We start from the raw sequence: 17,207 nt of genomic DNA on the forward strand, positions 1-17,207 counted from the left end.
GATGAAGCAATATTATTAGTACGCCATCTTTCGGGGCAATCCGGTAACATGCTTACAGACGTACATCGTAGCGTACACCTCTTGGAGTCTCATGTTACCGGCATCGCCAGCAAAAAAACGGACAGGATCACGAATTTTGGCACAAGTTGTGGCAAAAGGGTCCGCCTGCCTCGCTGTGGCCCTGCTGGCCATGGCGGCGCAGGCCGCCGAAGGCCTCCAGTACGAGGTCCGCATCGACGCGCCCAGCGAGGTGCGCGAGCTGCTGGAGCATAACCTGGACCTGGTGCGCTTTCGCGGCAACGACCGCATCGACCGCGAACAGTTGCAACGGCTGGTGCGGGTGGCGCCCGAGCAGATCCGCACGCTGGTGGCCACCGATGGTTACTATTCGCCGGTGGTCAGCGCCACGCTGGACCGCGATTCGGCCGCCCATCCCATCGTGCGGGTGACGGTGCAGCCGGGCGAGCCGGTGCGCGTGGGCGAGGTCGACCTGAGCCTGCAGGGCTTCGCGCCCAATCCCGACCAGCCGGCCGACAAGCAGTTCGACGTCAACGCGCTCAAGGCCAGCTGGCCGCTGAAGAAAGGCATGGTGTTCCGCCAGGACGAATGGGAGTCGGCCAAGCGCGCCATCCTGCGCTCAGTGGTGCAGACGCGCTATCCGCGCGCGCAGCTGGTGGAGAGCCAGGCCACGGTTGATCCGGAAGCGCATCTGGCCAATCTGCGCGTGGCCATCGACAGCGGGCCGGAGATGCGCTTCGGCGAACTGCGCATCGAGGGCCTGAAGCGCTACCCGGACAAGGTGGTGCGCAACCTCAACCAGATCCATCCCGGCGACTACTACAGCGAGGCGGCGCTGCAGTCGTATCAGTCGCGCCTGCAGGACACCGGCTACTTCGCCAGCGTGGAAGTGAGCGCCGACATGAGCGCCATCCTCACCGAGCAGCTGGACGCCGCCGCCATGACGCCGGAGCAGAACGCCAGCACCGCCATGGCGCCGCTGCCGCTGCTGGTGCGCGTGGTGGAGAACAAGCGCAAGAACGTCAGCGCAGGTATCGGTTTCTCGACCAATACCGGCAACCGGGCGTCGCTGACGTATGACGACCTGTCGGTGTTCGGCCTGCGCATGAAAAGCGCGCTGACGCTGGAAACCAAGAAGCAGACCGCGTCCAGCAATTTCTACTTCCCGGTGACGCCGGAGGGCTACAACGACAGCATCGGCGCCTCGTTCGAGCGCAGCGACATTTCGGGCGAGGTAACCAGCGTGGCCAGCATCGCCGGCAAGCGCACCTGGGGCACGCCGCTGCTGGAGCGCTCGCTGACGCTGGAGCTGCTGACCGAAACCAAGAGCATCGGCGGCATTCCGTCCAGCCAGAGCAAGAGTTTGCCGCTGACGTATGGCGTCACCTGGCGCAAGCTGGACAACCTGCTGTTCCCGACCAAGGGCTATGCGCTGAACGCCCAAGTGGGCGGCGCGCTGCTGCCGATCCTGACCGACGAGGCCTTCGTGCGCGGCTATGCGCGCGGCGTGGCCTACCTGCCGCTGAGCGTCAACACCAATGCGATCTTCCGTGCGGAGCTGGGCGGCCTGGGTTCGCGCGACAAGAACGGCGTGCCGGCGGTGTATCTGTTCCGTGCCGGCGGCGACCAGTCGGTGCGCGGCTATGGCTACCAGGAGCTGGGCGTGCCGCTGGACGGGGCGATCACCGGCGGCCGCTATCTGGCCACGGCCAGCGCCGAGTATCAGTACTGGTTCAAGCCGCAGTACGGGGCGGCGGTGTTTTACGACGCGGGTAACGCGGGCGACTCGATCAGCGCCTTGCATCCCAAGTCCGGCTATGGCGTGGGTGCGCGCTGGAAGAGTCCCGTGGGGCCGATCAACGTCGACGTGGCGTATGGCCACGCGGTTCATAAATACCGTTTGCACTTCTCGCTGGGATTCACTTTCTGATGGCTGACCAACACGACACTCCCCAAGAACAGGTTGCCGTCCCGCGCCGCCGCTGGCCGCGCCGGGTGGCGATGGGCGTTGGCGCGCTGGTGCTGCTGCTGGTCGGCGCGTTCTGGCTGCTGGGGCGCGAGTCGACCTTGCAGCAGCTGGTGCAGCGGATTTCCAACGCCAGCGGCGGGCAGATCGCGGTGACGGGCGTGAGCGGGTCGCTGTACCACCGCATGCATATCGATAAGCTCGTGTATCGCAGCAAGGGCAGCGTGGTGACGGCGGAGCAGATCGACATCAACTGGTCGCCGCTGCAGTATTTTTCCGAAGGGCTGACCATCAGCGAGCTGCACGCGCGCAGCCTGGTCGTGCAGAGCAGCGGGCCGTCCGAACCGTCGACGATGCCGGAGACGCTGGCGTCGCCAATCAAATTGAGTATTTCGGACGGGCGGCTGGACAAGCTGACGCTGACCAGCGAGGCGGGCAGCGACGTGATCGACCATCTGCGCTTCCAGCTGGAGGGCGACAAGCAGGCGTGGCGCCTGCAACGCGCCTCCGCGCACACGGCATTCGGTGACCTCACCGCCGAAGCCACCATTGCCGGCGCCAAGCCGTTTGCGCTGCAAGGCAAGGCGACGCTGATCTATGGCGGCCCGGCGGCCGTGACGCCAGGCGTCACGCAGGCACGAGGCGCGGCCACGACGCGCGGCGATGGCAGCGCCGCGGCTGGCGGATCGACAGCAGCTGGCGCGGGTGGCGCGGTCGCGGGTGGCGCGAAGTTGGCGGTGCAGGCCAGCGGCAACCTGGCGCTGCTGCAGTTGAAGGTGCAGGGCACGGCGAATGGCGCGAGCGGCGAGGCGGCGCTGGCATTGGCGCCGTTCGACACGGTCATCCTGCGCGCCATCGACCTGACCGGCCGCGACCTCGATCCTGCCGGCTTCAACGCCGAATGGCCGGAAGCAAAGTTCAGCCTCAAACTCACCGCCGCCATCGCCAAGGACCAAAAGCTCTCCGGCCAGTTCGCGCTGCTCAACCAGGGCAAGGCCGCGCCGCTGGACCAGCAAGGCCTGCCGCTGCAAACCTTCAGCGGCCGCCTGGACGGCACCCTCACTTCCTCGGTTCTGGACAACGTCCTGCTGGACCTCGGCCCCGCCGGCAAATTCACCGGCGGCGGCAAGGTAGACCGCAGCGGCCCGGACGCCGGTATCGACGCCGCCCAGTTCAAGCTGCACACCGACCGCTTCGACCTGAAAGACATCCACACCAGCATCAACAAAACCGCCATCGCCGGCGACATCAACCTCACCAGCACACCGAAGAAGCAGTCACTGAGCGCCAACCTGGCCGACAAAGCCCTGCGCCTCGACCTGCAAGCCACGCTGGAAGACGCGCTGCTGCAACTGCATCAGGCCCGCCTGCAAGCGAAGAAAGGCAGCATCACCGCCGCCGGCCAGGCCAGCCTGAAAGACAAGCAGCCCTTCAACGCCAAGCTGACCGCCGACCACTTCGATCCATCCGCCCTCAGCCCCGGCTACCCGATCGCCGACCTGAACGCGGACATCAACGCCAAGGGCGAACTGTCGCCGGCATGGCAGGTGGCCGCCGCGTTCCAGATCAAAGCCAGCAAGTTGATGGGCCAGACGCTGACCGGCAACGGCAAGCTGAATGCCGACGCAAAGCACATCAGCGGCGTGGACGCCCACCTGGCCATGGCGCAGAACAGCGCGGACGTCAGCGGCAGCTTCGGCGCGCCGGGCGAGCAATTGAAATGGAAGATCGACGCCCACCAGCTGTCCGCAATCAACGCTGACCTCTTGGGCGCCATCACCGCCAGCGGCGTGGTCACTGGTAGCATGGATGCGCCGCGCACCAGCTTTGAAGCCGACGCCAAGGGGCTGGCCTTCGCCTCGGCCAAGCGGCCCGGCGACAGCCTGATACACGCGGCTGGCGATGTCGCCCTGGTCAAGGGTACGCCGGAGCTGAAGCTGAACGGCAGCATCCAGCGCTTGAATCCCGCATCGTTCGGCGCGGCCCAGGCAGGCGCCGTCAACGCCACCTTTAGCGCCGATGCACGGCTGTCCAACGACTGGCGCGCGGGCATCAACCTGTCCTTGCAGCCGTCCACGTTTGCCAACGCGCCACTGTCCGGCTACGCCAAGCTGACGGCGTCCAAGGGCAGCATCAGCAACGCAGATATCGACCTGCATCTGGCGTCCAACAGCCTGCAAGCCAAAGGCAGCTTTGGCAGCGCGCTCGATAAGCTGGAGTGGAAGCTCGACGCGCCGCAACTGGGCGCGCTCGGTCCGCAGTTCGGTGGGGTACTGCACGCGAATGGCACACTGTCCGGCACCGCCGCGCGGCCGGCGCTGGCGCTCACGCTGGACGGCAACAACCTGCGCGCGCCCGGCCAGCAGCAAGTCGGCAGCATTCGCGGCAGCGCCATGCTGGGCAACACCATTGCAATGGTCAACGGCGCCACGTCCATCGCGTCCAGCGGCGCGGCAGGAGGCGCATTAGGCGGTGCGGCCGGCGGCGCGGCGGCGGCCGGCACGGCGCGGGCGAACGCGGCACGCGGCGTGGCGGCGGCGCGCGGTGGGGCGCAGGCGGACGTGATGGCCGACGTGCCGCTGGTGAGCGACATCGAAATCACGCGCTACGTCTCCCCCGCCATCTCGATCGACAAGGCGCGACTGCAAACCAGCGGCACCCGCTCCGCCCACGTTATCCAGCTGAGCGCCGCCAATGCCGACTTCGACGCCGCGCTGCGCGTCAAGGGCAGCTGGTCCAACGACACCTGGACCGGTGCCATCGACACCCTGCAAAACAAAGGCCGCTTCGCCCTCACGCTGGCCGCGCCGGCGCCATTGAAGCTGGTCGCCCCGCAAGACACCGGCGTGGCCGGCCTGCTCAAGCCCGAACAGATCGCGCTGGGCAGCACCAACATCAAACTCCCCGCCGGCACCATCCGCATCGACAAGCTCGAAAAAGCCGGCGCCACCTGGCAAAGCAAGGGCCAGGCGGCCGGCGTGCCGGTCAACTACCTCGCGCAACTATCCGACGCCTGGCGCGACAACGTCCGCAGCAACATGACCATCGGCGCCGAATGGGGCCTGAACCTGCAAGCCGCCACCCGCACGCTGGCCGGCTCGGTCCACGTCTACCGCGAACAGGGCGACCTGACCATCACCGGCGCCGACCTGCCGCAGCCACTCGGCCTGCGCACACTGGACGCCCGCGCCGACGTCAACGACGGCGCGCTGCGCGTCCAGCTCAACGTCGACGGCACACGCGCCGGCCAGGCCAAACTCGATGGCAGCGCCCAACTGCGCGACGGCCGCCTGGCCGACGACAGCCCGTTCACACTGACCGGCAGCGCCAACATGGGCTCCCTCGCCTGGCTGGCGCCCCTGGCTGGCCAACCGGGCCTGGAAATCGACGGCACCTTCCAGATGGCCATCAGCGGCAGCGGCACCATCGCCGCGCCGCAACTGAGCGGCGACATCACCGGCGACAAGCTGGTGGTCAACTGGCTCGACCAGGGCATCAAGCTGCGCAACGGCCAGCTGCAGGCGCGCCTCACCGGCGACCAGCTGCAGCTGCAAAAACTGGCCTTCGACGGCGCACAGGGCCGCGCCCAGGCCGATGGCTGGATACGCTACGCCGCCAACGAAGCCACCATGCAGCTCAAGCTCACGGCCGACAAGCTGGAAGTGCTGTCGCGTCCCGACCGCATCCTGGTGGTCAGCGGCACCAGCAACCTGACGCGCGACGCCAGGCACTTCCAGCTGGACGGCAAATTCCGCGCCGACCGCGCCAGCATCGAACTGGCCGGCGCCGACACGCCAACGCTGAGCGACGACGTGGTCATCGTCGGCAAGGGTGTGGCTCCGGTCAAGGCGCCGCAAGGCATGCCGCTGAATATCGACGTTGAAGCGGACCTCGGCAACGACTTCAATCTGAAAGGCAAAGGGCTGGACGCGCAGCTGGCCGGTTCGCTGCGCATCCGCGTGGCCGACCGCCGTCCGCCGCGCGTCAACGGCAGCATCCGCGTGGTCAGCGGCACCTATGCGGCATATGGGCAGAAGCTGGTGATCGACCGCGGCGTGATCAACTTCACCGGCGCCTACGACAACCCGGGCCTCAACATCCTCGCCGTGCGGCGCCGGCCCGAAGGCGAAGCGCTGAGCGAAACCAATGTGGAAGCCGGCGTGGAAGTGCGCGGCACCGCGCTGGCGCCGCAGGCCAAGCTGGTGTCCACGCCAACGGTATCGGACAGCGACAAGCTGGCATGGCTGGTGCTCGGCCACGGCATCGACAACACGCAGGGCAACGACATGGCGCTGCTCAGCACCGCCGCCGGCGCGCTGTTCGGCGGCGCCGGCCAAGGCAAACTGGCAAGCGCGCTGGGCGTGGATGAACTGGGCGTGGGCCAGGCGGCCGGCACCTCGACGGCCGGCGCGGCGACGGGCTTGCAGAACACCGTGGTCACGGTCGGCAAGCGCATCTCGGCGCGCGCCTACCTGAGTTTTGAACAGGGCGCCAGCACGGCAACCAGCCTTGTGAAGCTCAAGTACAAGCTGAATCCAAGGATCACGTTGCAGTTCCAGACCGGCACCAACAACGCGCTGGACGTGCTGTACACCTGGGCGTTTGACTAGCTCGGATTATGGTCGGGGACCGGATCATCCTGCGGAACCGGATGCGGAGCGTGTGGCGGAGCCGGATCGTCGACCGGCACGGGATCGGGGGCGCGGTGGAATAATTTCATGGTCGTCACTCCTGGGGGCGAGGTGGTAGCGTCCATTTTACCCCGAGGCTCCGGCCATGGGGTCTGACCCCGTACGGGGTCAGACCCCGCTCTACCGGGGTTTAGCGTTCTTCACGTATTTCTCAAGCCAGGCATTGGTTTCGTACAGCATGTGCATGATCGACTCGCGCGCGCGGTAAGCGTGCGATTCGTTCGGCAGCATGACCAGCCGCGCCGTCCCGCCCAGCCCCTTGATCGCCTGGAACATGCGCTCGCTCTGCAGCGGGAAGGTGCCGGAGTTGCTGTCCTCGGCGCCGTGAATCAGCAGCATCGCATCCTTGATCTTGTCGGCGTAATTAAACGGCGACATGGCCTGATACACGCCCTGCGCCTGCCAGTACGGCCGCTCCTCGGCCTGGAAACCGAACGGCGTCAGCGTCCGGTTATACGCCCCGCTGCGCGCGATCCCGGCGCGGAACAGGCGCGTATGCGCCAGCAGATTCCCGGTCATGAACGCGCCATACGAATGGCCGCCGATCGCGATCCGGTGGCGGTCCGCCACGCCGCGCCGCACCACCTCCTCCACCGCCGCCTCGGCCGACGCCACCAGCTGCGGCAGATAGCTGTCGTTCGGCTCCTCGTCGCCGCTGCCCACGATCGGGAACGACGGGTTGTCCAGCACCGCATACCCCATCGCCAGGAACGCCGCCGGCCCCCAGTAGCTGACCGCATTGAAGCGGTACGGCGAGCCGGTGGTCTGGCTGGCCGCGCCGGCGGACTTGAACTCCTGCGGATAAGCCCACATCAGCATCGGCAGCGGCCCATCGCGTGCCGCGTCATAGCCCGCCGGCAGCATCAGCGTCGCGGTCAGCTCCACGCCATCCTCGCGCGGATAGCGGATCTGCTCCTTGTAGACATCCTTCAGCTGCGGCGTTGGATGCGGATAGCTGGTCAGCGCCGTCAGCTGCTCGGCCTCCGGCCGGGTCAGATCGCGCAGAAAATAATTCGGCCGCCCGGTCGGCGACTCGCGCGTGGTCAGCAACAGCGTGCCGTCGTCATTCAGCACTGCCGCCACGTTTTCAAAATACGGCGCCGCACTCTGGAACAGGCGCTCCTTGTGGCGCGTGGTCAGACTCAGGCGATCGATGAACGGCCGCTCGCCTTCCGGCGTGGCGCCGGCGCCATCCAGCAGCACCGTGGTGCCGGGGCCGATCAGCAGGCGCGGGAAGCCATTGGCGTCGGCCCGCATCACCGGCGAGCCGGGGCTGTTGTAGCGGTCCTCGTACGAGCCGGCGTGAATCAGCTCCGGCGGCGTGGACAAGTGTTCCGGCGCGATCATCCACTGCTTGTAAGCGCGCGTCTTGTGCCAGCGCTCGTTGATCAGCGCCACGTCGTCGCGGCCCCAGGCAATGCCGGCGTAGCGCATCGTCAGCCGCGCCAGCACCCTGGGCGGTTCGCGGAATGGCGCCGCCTGCAGCAGCACCAGGTCGCGGATGCCATCCACCACCTCGCGCGCCGGATCGCCGCCGTCCTGCGCCTCGGCCCACGCCAGGCTGGCCGGCGCGTCGGCGCGCCACGCCACGTGGCGCACGCCTTCCGACACCGCGTCATTCCCCGGCGGCAGGCCCTCCTCCAGCGGCAGGTTGGCCACCGTGTGCACCACATCGCCATGCAGGTCGCGCACCTCCACCCGCTCGCCGAAACTGGACGCCGGCACGATGTACGAATACGGCCGACTAATGCTCTGCGTCAGAATGTATTCGCCGCTCGGCGATATCGAAGTGCGCGAGAACTGCCCCGGTGCGCCCACCAGCCGCGTCTTGCCCTGCAGGTCGACAATGGCCATCTGCACCGTGATGTAGTACTCGAACAGGCGCGCGTCGTCCTCGTTGCGCAGCAGGTCCTGGTAGGTGCGCAGCTGGCGCACATGGCCGTCCGAGGTCGCGTCCTGCGCGATCGGCCCGGACGGAATGCCGCTGCCCACCGGCGGCTTGCCGATGCCGGCCGGACGCCAGTGCACCAGCAGCCCGCTGCTGTCCGGCAGCCAGTTGAAACCGCGCGTGAGCACCGCCGACAAAGGCTGCGGCGACAGCTTGCGCGCCTTGCGCTCGGCGATATCCACCACCCACAACTCCACCGCGCCGCGATCGCCCCGCAACGCCACGTGCGTGAACGCCAGGTGACGCTGGTCCGGCGACCAGCTCAGGTCCGACACCCGCAGGCCGCGCGGCAAGCCGCGAATGCGGCTCTCCTTGCGCGTGGCCACCTGCAGCAACGCCAGGTCGGTACCGAACGAAAAGCGCGACGCGGAACAGGTGCGCGGATTGATGCGCAAACCGGCCAGCTTCAATTCCGGCTGCGCCACCTCGGCGATGCCCGGCAGCGGCGGCGTCTGCACCACGGCGACGATGTCGCGCCGCGGGCTCAGACTCAGCGCCGGCGCGCGCGCCGCATCGACGATGGCCTGCAGCGCCGCCGGCGGCAGGCGGTAGCCGCTGTCCTGGGCGCTGGCCTGCGGCGACGCGGCCATCAGACCCAGGTTCAGGGGCAGCGCGGCGGATAACGGTTTGTTCATGGGCGTCCTTTCAGTCCAGTTTGCTTATGCTAGCCTTGATTGGCATTCCGTGCCGTACAATCACAGTTTTTCAGAGACGGATTCGGACAGATTATGGAAATGACCACACTCGTACTGCTGCTTCTGGTGCCGCTGGCGGTATGGCGCATTTATTCGCGCCTCAAGGTCATCCTCGGCCGTACCAAGTCCGAACTGTGGCGCCACTACGCCACGCTGGCCGTGATGGCGGTGATGCTGCTGGCGGTGGCGGTACAAATCTTCGGCAACTGGATCGCCATGGCCGCGCTGCTGGCGGGCGCCCTGGTCGGCGCCTTCCTCGGTAAAATCAGCATGAAACGCAGCCGCCTGGAGAACCGGCCGGATGGCTTCTTCTACACCCAGGACCGCAAGCTCGGCCTGCTGATTATCATGCTGTTCATCAGCCGCCTGATCTACCGCTTATTTGAGGCCTATCTGCACATGCACAATGGTGTCCCACTCGATCCGGACTTCCTCGGCAATCCGATCTCCGCCTGGCTATTCGGCCTGCTGGGCGGCTTCTACGCCATGTACGCCTGGCTGCTGGTACAGTGGCGCAAAACACAAAAACCGGTGCCACGCCCGGTTGACATTTTTGACATCAAATAGCCGGCGCAAATCATGTCCACCTCGCAGCAACGTGCGGTCTACGAGTTCTACACGCAGAACATCAAGAGCACGATCGGCCTGCGCGGTTTCAGCTTGCAACTGAGGGTGGAGAAGGCCGCCACGCTGGACGAACTGCGCCAGCTGCGCGATCCCTTTGTGGAAGCCGTACAAAAAGCAAAGGGCCGCGACAAGGCGGCCCTTCTGGCGCAGCAGCTCGACGCGCTGCTGAACGATCCGGATTAGGCGGCTTTCGCCGCGTCCTCCTTGGTACGGCGCTGCAGCACGAAGATCGGCTGCGCCCACTCCGTATCCTTTTTCTTCTTGCTCGTGATGAGCGTCAGCTCCGAAGGATCATAGACGTCGGTGTTGTGGGTCAGCGGCGTCGTCATCAGGTACTGGGCGTCGGTGTTCTTCAGGAATTCGCCGACCAGCTGGATGTTGCGGATGTCCAGGTGGGCGAACGGTTCGTCGATGAACACGAAGCCGCCGGAGCCCTCTTCCGACTTCAGCAAACCAATCAGCAGCACCAGCGATTTCATCACCTGCTGGCCGCCCGACGCTTCGCCGTCGTTCATGCCGATCACGCCCTTGCCGTCGAACTTGAAGCGCACGTGCAGGCCGGCCTGCGCCAGCAGCACGTCGTCGTTCTCCAGCCGCACCGGATCGGCGCTGACCTCGATGCCGGCCAGCTGGCCCAGCTCCTTGATGTTGGCCGCGTAGGTCTTGATGGTGTAGCGCAGACGCTCGATGTAGGCGCCGCGCGCGTTGCCGGTGGCCTCGATGGCGCGGTTGTTCTGGTAGCGGCGCTCCTCGGTTTCCGACTGGCGTGCGTGCAGCTGGTCGTTCAGGCGCTGGTACTGGTCGATCACGGTGGCATCCAGTTCCCAGTCGCTGCGCGCCAGGCTGGCCTCCAGGCTGTGCACGCGCAGGTTGACCTGGTGCGCGTTCTGGTGTTCCTTGACCAGCGCGGCGCGGCGCGCCGGACGGCGCCAGCCCTGCGGCAGATGGCGCCAGCTCTTGCGCAGCGCCAGCAGCGCCTTGGCGTGGTCGGCGCGCTGCTCCAGCACGCGCTTGTGGTTCAGGCGCATGCCGGCTTCCGACTCCGACAGCGCAAAGCGGGCGTTCTGCCAGGTGGTGTCGGCGCGGGTGCGCGTGACCACGGCGGTCTTGATCAGGTTTTGCAGCTCGCCCAGGCGCGCGCCCACTTCGGTGCGCTCGGTGCGCAGCGGCACGGCGTTGCGCGCGGCTTCGTCGAATTCCTCGGCGCGCGCCGCCAGTTCCTTGGCCGCGTCCACGCCGGCCAGGCGGGTCTTCAGCGCGCTGATTTCGGTCGCCAGCTTGGATACCTGCAGCGTCAGCTGGTCTTCCTGCGCTTCCAGCGCCGGCAGCGATTTCTGGATCGCTTCCATGCGCTGCGTGCGGCCGGCGGAGCCGAAGCGGTAGCGCGAGGCTTCCACGAACAGCGAGCGGCCGCCGCGGCGTTCGCGGTGATAGGCTTCCGGCGTGATCCACTCTTCATGGCTGCCCAGCTTTGCGCCGAGGTCCACGCTGTCCACGCGGGTGATGCGCGACAGCTGTTCCACCAGCCACGCCGGCACTTTCGCCGAGAAGTTCACCACCGACATCAGGGAGTTGTCCTTGATGGTCGGCGCATGCACCAGGTCCGGCACGATGAAGTGGCGATAGCGTTCCTTCTCCGCCAGGCGGTAGGCGGCGGCGGCGTCGGACGATTTATCCAGCAGCACCACCGACGCATAGCCGGACAGCACGCCCTCGACGGCGCCCTGCCACTTCGGATCGGTCACTTCGACCACGTCCGACAGCATCATGTGGCCGATGCCGGCGTCGTTCAGCACCTTGCGCATGGCGCGCTGCGCTTCCGGTTCCGGCATCGCGGTCTTGCCCTGCAGCGCCGAGATGGTCGACAGCTCGCCGGCGATTTTCGAGGCGATGGCGTCGCGCGCGGTGCGCTGGCGCGCCAGCTCGATTTCCTTCTCTTGCAGCGTCTTCGCCACTTCGGCCAGGTCGGAACCGGAGTCGGACGCCAGCTTCTCCAGGCGTGCCTTCTGTTCCAGCAGGCTTTCCAGCGGCTTCAGCTTGGTGTTGATCTGCGTCAGGCGCGACTGCAGCGCGGTCGATTCCTGTTCCAGCACCGTTTCGTGCGCCTGCGCGTCCGACAGCGCCTTGGCCTGCGCCGCCAGCATGGCGCGCTTGTCGGCCAGCTGGGCGTCGGCCTGCAACAGCGGCTTGCGCGCTTCGCGCAACTGGCGGCTGATGTTGGCGTGCTTCTCGCGCGCTTCGTGATACTCCAGCGACGGCAGCACTTCTTCCTGCAGGTTGCGGCGCTCCTTGTTCAGGTCTTCCCACTGGTGGTAGTTGGCCACGCGCAGGCGCAGGCCTTCCAGGTTGGTCCTGGAGGCCTCCAGTTCCGCCTCGAAGCGCTTCAGCTCCGTCTCGGTGTCGCGCTGGTGGCGCTTGGCTTCATCGTAGGCATCCAGCACTTCCTTGTCGCCGAACACCTGGAACACCAGGTCCAGCAACTGGCGCGGCGCGTATTCGCACAGCTTGTCGGTTTCGCCCTGCTCCAGCGCCAGCACCTTGGCCATGGCCGGCGACAGGCCCGCCATCGCCAGGCGCTTGCGGTAGTTTTCCACGCCGAGCCAGTCGCCCACCGGTTCGCCGATGTCTTCGATCTGCACGTTACCGGGGCGCATGAGGTACTGGCGCTTCCAGTCGCCGCCGTTCTTCTGGATCTGGCAGAACAGCGTGACCTCGTCGTCGCTGAAGAAGCCGGAGCTGCGGAACGGCCGGTTGGACAGCTGGCGGCCCATCGGCTTGTTGTCCACCACGGCGCGCAGCCAGGCGGTCTGCTGGCCGCTGTGGCGCGCGTAGTGCTTGTAGGTGCGGCCCATCGAGCAATCGAGGCCGAACAGCGTGCGCAGCGCGTCCAGCAAGGTGGTCTTGCCGGAGCCGTTCTGGCCGGCGATGGTGATGATCTTGGCGTCCAGCGGGATGTTCTTGATGCGTTGCCAGTAATCCCAGTGGACCAGTTCTAGCGATTTAATGTGAAACATGGCTTAGTCCTTGGCTGGAGTGTCGTCGAGCGGCGCAGGCGGCGGTGGTGGTGCGTCGAAGGCGGGCAGGATGTCTTCTTCCGCCTCGACCGGCGCCGGGGCGGCCGCATCGGCGGTATCGACCGCGATTGGCGGTTCGCTGCGCGGCACGGCCACCAGCGTGGGCGGCGAACGTTTGAAGACGTCGGCCAGCGCGCCGTTGACGATGCGTTCTTTCAGCAGGTCGGTGTCCATCAGCAGGTCCAGCAGCGGGCCTTCGACGATGACGTCGCCGCGGCGCTCGATGAAGCCCAGCTTGGACAGGATGCCGAGGTTCATGTCCAGGCGTGTCTTCTTGCCCAGCTTGTCGCCGAAGTCGGCCAGCAGCGCCTTGTAGGCGATGCCGATCGAGGTGTCCTCGGCGCGCGGCAACGGTTTCTCGGTGCCGAACATGTCGTTCTGGTTGTCCTCCGCGTGCTGGTGGGTCTCCTGGCGTTCGCGCTTGGGCAGGATGATCTGCGCCCACAGCACCACCAGCAGCGCCACGCCATCGCGCGACAGGCCGAAGTTATTGTTCTGCCAGACGTCCTTGGCGCCGAAAATCTTCGGCTCGATATTGCGGTGCAGGGCCAGCGTCACGTGGTCGGCGTAGACGTTGTCCAGCAGTTTCAGGCCGACGGCCAGCAGGCGCGCGTCGACCTCCTTGCGGAACTGTTCATCGGACAGCACGCGCTTGACCAGTTTGTCGTCGCGGCGCAGCGTCTGGTGCGACAGCAGGCGCGCGATCAGAATTTGGGAATCGTCATTCATCAGACTTGTCGCCTTCCGGATTCAAAGACAGTGAGAGGGAGGCTAGGGAAATCGCTGCGACTTCCAGGTCGGGCAGCCGGACCATTTCATCTTGCGGCGAGAACTTGACCGGCAGGCGCGCCAGTTCCGCCGTGGCACCCTGCAGGCGCGCCTCGTCGGCGTCGCCCAGCAGCGGCAGCAGCGAGGCGCGGTACGAGGCCACGGCGAAGGACGCCGGCAGCAGCGACTCGTGCGCCTGGATGGATTTGGGCGCCTCCTCGGCGATGCTGGGGAAATTGCCCAGCGCCGCGAAGTCGGACAGGCGCGCCAGCCAGTCGTCCAGCTCCTGCTGCATCGCGGGGCCGTCGCTGACGGTGGTCGGGGCATCCTCGCCGGAAGGCAGGCCATTGGATACGGTGGTGTGTACGCGGTCGGCCATCAATTCGGTTTCTGCTACGTCTATCATTTCTGCTGGCGTGATGAACAACGGCACGACCGGCTGGTCGATGGCGTCCGTGGCCAGCGAGGCCAGGTCTTCGTGCTCGAGCAGCCAGCGCTTGATGTCGGTGGTGGACAGGCCGGACTGGCCCAGGTGCACCCGCTGGCGCTCGATCTGGTTCAGCGCGCGCGAGAACATGCCCTGCATGTTCAACAGCGCCGATTGCGCGCGGCCGATGGCCTGCGCGGCCTTGTGGGTGGCGCTGTCGGCGTTTTCGTCGGTGGTGATGGCGCGCAGGATCTCCGAGCCCTTCTCCACCCAGTCGCAGGCCATGTGCCACTTGGCCTGCGAGGCGCGCAGGCGGAATTCGGAACCGGAGGCGATGGCGTCCGAGAATTCCTCGGTCAGTTCCACCAGGCGGCCCAGCAGGTGGTTCAGCTGGTCGACGGTGACGCCGCCCATCACCTGGGCGCCGGCCACCTGCGACAGCAGGAAGCCCATCTCCGACTGGTCGGTTTCCTCGCGGCCCAGCGTCAGCAGCGCGTCGATGGCCGACAGCACGTTGCGCGCCATCGGCGTCACGCGGTACACGGCCTGCTGGGCATCCCACGCCAGCAACTGGTTGGAGCGCAGGCGCATCAGCACCGTCTCCAGCGATTCGGGCAGCAGATAGGCCAGGCGGGTGTTGATGTCGGCGCGGGTGAAGCTGGTGGACGCGGTATCGGCGGCCAGCTCGCGCAGCACCAGCAGGCGCACCAGCACCCCTTCGAAACCGCCATGGAACAGGGCCGTGAACACCTGCAGCAGCGGCTGCGCGCGTTTCAGGTGGTAGACCTGCTCGATTTCGTCGGCGGAAATGTGCGGCTGGAAGTGGGCCTGCAGGGCGTCCTGCTGTAGTTGCGGATCCTGTTGCTGATCCGGCGCGGCGTCACTTATTGTAGGTTCAATCATTCTTTGCCATTCTGTGGTCCCCGCATTGTATTTTATGCAAATATCACTGGTTTAGCGCGGGGGCGTCAGTATAGCAGGAGCCTACTTCTTCACGACCTTTTCCAGCGTCTGGTCGACGAAGTCGCCGTCGGTGTCGTTAAAGCGCACGCGCACCGGATACCAGTCCAGCGACGGCGCCAGCCACAGGTCGACCTGCTGGCCCTGCGCGTCCGGCGGCGGCGCCTTGACCAGGTGGACCGCGCTCACCTCGCCGGTGCCGATCTGGATGTTCTCGGTCTTGACCACCTTGAAGCGCCACTGTTCGGCGTCGCGGCGGCCAGCCACGAACAGGTTCCATTCGCTGCCCGGCTTGAACTTGTCCGGCGTGGCGCGCGCCAGCGCGGCCAGCTGCCATTGGGCGCTGCTGCGATCCTGCTCGCCCCCCAGGATAGGATAGGTGGCGTCGCTTTCAGTAAATGCAATGGTCTTGCCATCGCGCTTGAAGCTGGTGGTGTACGGCTCCTTGCGCAGGCGCTTCTCGTAGAAGCTGGCCGGCGCCAGGCCGAAATCGTCGATCGCGCCCTCGCTGCGGTTCTCCACCACCTTGCCGAAGATGGCGGCGCGGCTCTCGGTGCTGATCGAGTACTTGCCATCGCCGGCGCGCCACTGCACGGTGGCGGTGCCGTTCAGCGACAGGCCGCTCTGCTTGATCTTCAGGTTGTAGCTCAGGTCCGCCGATGGCGGCGGATTGGTCGGGCGCTTGACGCTCGGGTGTTCGCCGGACGCCGGCTCCACGGCATGCGCGGCCAAGGCCAGCGCCATCGCGGCGCAAAGAATGGTGATGTTTTTCATGCTATTTACCTGCTTCTGTCTTGATGTCGGAAACGGTCTGTGTGGTCACAGCGCCGCTCCCCTCGGTTACGCGGATCCGCAGCGGATACCAGTTGAGCCCCGGCGCCAGCCAGATCTCCAGCTTCGACGAGTACGCCCCCGCTTTCGCCGGGCGGGTCAGGTGCCACGTCACCACCTTGCCGTTGCCGGTGTCGATTTCCTCCTCGCCCACCAGCTGGAAGCGGTTGATCGTGGCTTCCTTGTCGTCGGCGACCTGGATGTCGATATCGCCGCCGAACTGGTTGACGTCCGCCCTGCCGATGCCCCCCAGCTGGAACGGCACCGTCACCCGGTCCTGCGCGCCCACCAGCAGCGGGAAGCTGGCTTCGGAGGCCGAAAAGGTGATGGTGCCGGCGTCGCGGTTGAAGTGGGTGGCGGTTTCGGCGCGGCGCGCGCGCTTTTCCGTCCACTTGACCGGGGCAATGCCGTAATCATCGATCTCGCCCTCGCTGCGGGAGGTCAGCAGATTCAGGCGTGTGATCAGCAGGCTCACGCCCGCCTGCACCGACGCCTGATAGCGGCTGCCGTCAGTATGCCACGTCATCGTCGCGGCGCCCGTCCATTTGGTGCCGTCGGCGTCCACACGGTCCACCGCCATCTGGAACGTGGCCGATGGCGGCAGGTCGACCTTGTAGCGCCGCATGCCCGGCCGCGGCGACGCATCCGGCTTGACCTCGGCCGGCCTGTCGCCCTGCGCGCCGGCGGGCGGCGGCGTGCCGGTCTGCGCTTGCGCGGCGCCGGCCTGCTGTGCGGCCTGTTGTCCGCCTTGCGCGCCACCGTCGGCCACCGCGATCGGCGGCTCGCCGGCCAGCAGCGACGGCACCTCGGCGGCGACGGCGGCCGGATCAGGCTCCGGCAGCGGCGCCGGATCGGGCAAGGGCATGGGTGCGGGCCGGGGCCGGAATGGCGGCGCCTCGGCCTTGCGCGGCGGCGGCGTCTTCTTCGCCAGCGGCGCGATCTGCGGCGGCGGCGGCATCTCCACCCGCTTGGGCAGCGCCAGCCGCAACTGCGCCGTCATCAGCGATGGCTTGCGCTCGGACGGCCGGTGCGTCTGCTCGCTCAGGCGCCCTCCCACCCAGTCGATGGCGGCATAGTGCAGCGCCACCGTGGCGGCACACAAAACCAGTACGCGCCGGTGTCGGGCAAGGAGGGAAACGATCGTCATGGGCGCTAGTTTAAACGGGATCGCCAATCTCGGCGCTGCCGGCATGGAAATGTTG

At 66.7% G+C, this 17,207-nt stretch carries 10 protein-coding genes; 4 read left to right on the forward strand and 6 right to left on the reverse strand.

Annotated elements, in window-relative coordinates:
• Window positions 1-190 precede the first annotated feature (190 nt).
• The gene (locus tag FHW58_RS23160; protein ID WP_229265476.1) at window positions 191-1,948 is read left to right on the forward strand and encodes an autotransporter assembly complex family protein; all 1,758 of its coding nucleotides are present in this window, start codon (window positions 191-193) and stop codon (window positions 1,946-1,948) included.
• Window positions 1,948-6,594, forward strand: coding sequence for a translocation/assembly module TamB domain-containing protein (locus FHW58_RS23165; RefSeq protein WP_179675551.1), 4,647 nt, complete (start codon window positions 1,948-1,950; stop codon window positions 6,592-6,594). Before FHW58_RS23160 ends, FHW58_RS23165 begins: the two co-directional genes overlap by 1 nt.
• 201 nt (window positions 6,595-6,795) lie before the next feature.
• Here the strand turns inward: FHW58_RS23165 and FHW58_RS23170 are convergent, their stop codons facing one another.
• Complete coding sequence (locus FHW58_RS23170; protein WP_179675552.1) at window positions 6,796-9,258, reverse strand: S9 family peptidase; 2,463 nt, start codon at window positions 9,256-9,258, stop codon at window positions 6,796-6,798.
• A gap of 99 nt (window positions 9,259-9,357) precedes the next feature.
• Here FHW58_RS23170 and FHW58_RS23175 point away from each other — a divergent pair, with 99 nt between their 5' ends.
• Together FHW58_RS23175 and FHW58_RS23180 are read left to right on the forward strand one after the other, a co-directional pair.
• Window positions 9,358-9,885 (forward strand): hypothetical protein, encoded by a 528-nt coding sequence (locus FHW58_RS23175; protein WP_229265470.1) that lies wholly within the window; start codon window positions 9,358-9,360, stop codon window positions 9,883-9,885.
• Window positions 9,886-9,897: 12 nt separating this feature from the next.
• Complete coding sequence (locus tag FHW58_RS23180; RefSeq protein ID WP_179675554.1) at window positions 9,898-10,128, forward strand: hypothetical protein; 231 nt, start codon at window positions 9,898-9,900, stop codon at window positions 10,126-10,128.
• Here the strand turns inward: FHW58_RS23180 and FHW58_RS23185 are convergent.
• From FHW58_RS23185 to FHW58_RS23205, 5 genes are all read right to left on the reverse strand, one after another.
• On the reverse strand, window positions 10,125-12,959 hold the full coding sequence (locus FHW58_RS23185; RefSeq protein WP_179675555.1) for an ATP-binding protein: 2,835 nt from the start codon (window positions 12,957-12,959) through the stop codon (window positions 10,125-10,127). The genes FHW58_RS23180 and FHW58_RS23185 overlap by 4 nt on opposite strands.
• 3 nt (window positions 12,960-12,962) lie before the next feature.
• Window positions 12,963-13,748: a hypothetical protein gene (locus FHW58_RS23190; protein WP_179675556.1), complete on the reverse strand. Its 786-nt coding sequence runs from the start codon at window positions 13,746-13,748 to the stop codon at window positions 12,963-12,965.
• A complete protein-coding gene (locus FHW58_RS23195; RefSeq protein ID WP_179675557.1) occupies window positions 13,741-15,117 on the reverse strand; it encodes a hypothetical protein in 1,377 nt (458 codons plus the stop codon). Before FHW58_RS23195 ends, FHW58_RS23190 begins: the two co-directional genes overlap by 8 nt.
• Before the next feature lie 81 nt (window positions 15,118-15,198).
• A complete protein-coding gene (locus FHW58_RS23200) occupies window positions 15,199-15,948 on the reverse strand; it encodes a DUF3108 domain-containing protein (RefSeq protein ID WP_179675558.1) in 750 nt (249 codons plus the stop codon).
• A 1-nt stretch (window position 15,949) separates the two neighbouring features.
• Window positions 15,950-17,152 (reverse strand): DUF3108 domain-containing protein, encoded by a 1,203-nt coding sequence (locus FHW58_RS23205; protein ID WP_179675559.1) that lies wholly within the window; start codon window positions 17,150-17,152, stop codon window positions 15,950-15,952.
• Window positions 17,153-17,207: the final 55 nt, after the last annotated feature.

Source organism: Duganella sp. 1224 (assembly GCF_013408245.1).
In the GTDB taxonomy this organism is placed as follows: Bacteria; Pseudomonadota; Gammaproteobacteria; order Burkholderiales; family Burkholderiaceae_D; genus Rugamonas.

Bases quoted from the DNA above. Each gene is read 5' to 3' on its own strand.
- FHW58_RS23205 (WP_179675559.1), bottom strand. From the start codon at position 17,152: ATGACGATCGTTTCCCTCCTTGCCCGACACCGGCGCGTACTGGTTTTG.
- FHW58_RS23195 (WP_179675557.1), bottom strand. From the start codon at position 15,117: ATGATTGAACCTACAATAAGTGACGCCGCGCCGGATCAGCAACAGGAT.
- FHW58_RS23180 (WP_179675554.1), top strand. From the start codon at position 9,898: ATGTCCACCTCGCAGCAACGTGCGGTCTACGAGTTCTACACGCAGAAC.
- FHW58_RS23165 (WP_179675551.1), top strand. From the start codon at position 1,948: ATGGCTGACCAACACGACACTCCCCAAGAACAGGTTGCCGTCCCGCGC.
- FHW58_RS23175 (WP_229265470.1), top strand. From the start codon at position 9,358: ATGACCACACTCGTACTGCTGCTTCTGGTGCCGCTGGCGGTATGGCGC.
- FHW58_RS23160 (WP_229265476.1), top strand. From the start codon at position 191: ATGGCGGCGCAGGCCGCCGAAGGCCTCCAGTACGAGGTCCGCATCGAC.
- FHW58_RS23200 (WP_179675558.1), bottom strand. From the start codon at position 15,948: ATGAAAAACATCACCATTCTTTGCGCCGCGATGGCGCTGGCCTTGGCC.
- FHW58_RS23190 (WP_179675556.1), bottom strand. From the start codon at position 13,748: ATGAATGACGATTCCCAAATTCTGATCGCGCGCCTGCTGTCGCACCAG.
- FHW58_RS23185 (WP_179675555.1), bottom strand. From the start codon at position 12,959: ATGTTTCACATTAAATCGCTAGAACTGGTCCACTGGGATTACTGGCAA.
- FHW58_RS23170 (WP_179675552.1), bottom strand. From the start codon at position 9,258: ATGAACAAACCGTTATCCGCCGCGCTGCCCCTGAACCTGGGTCTGATG.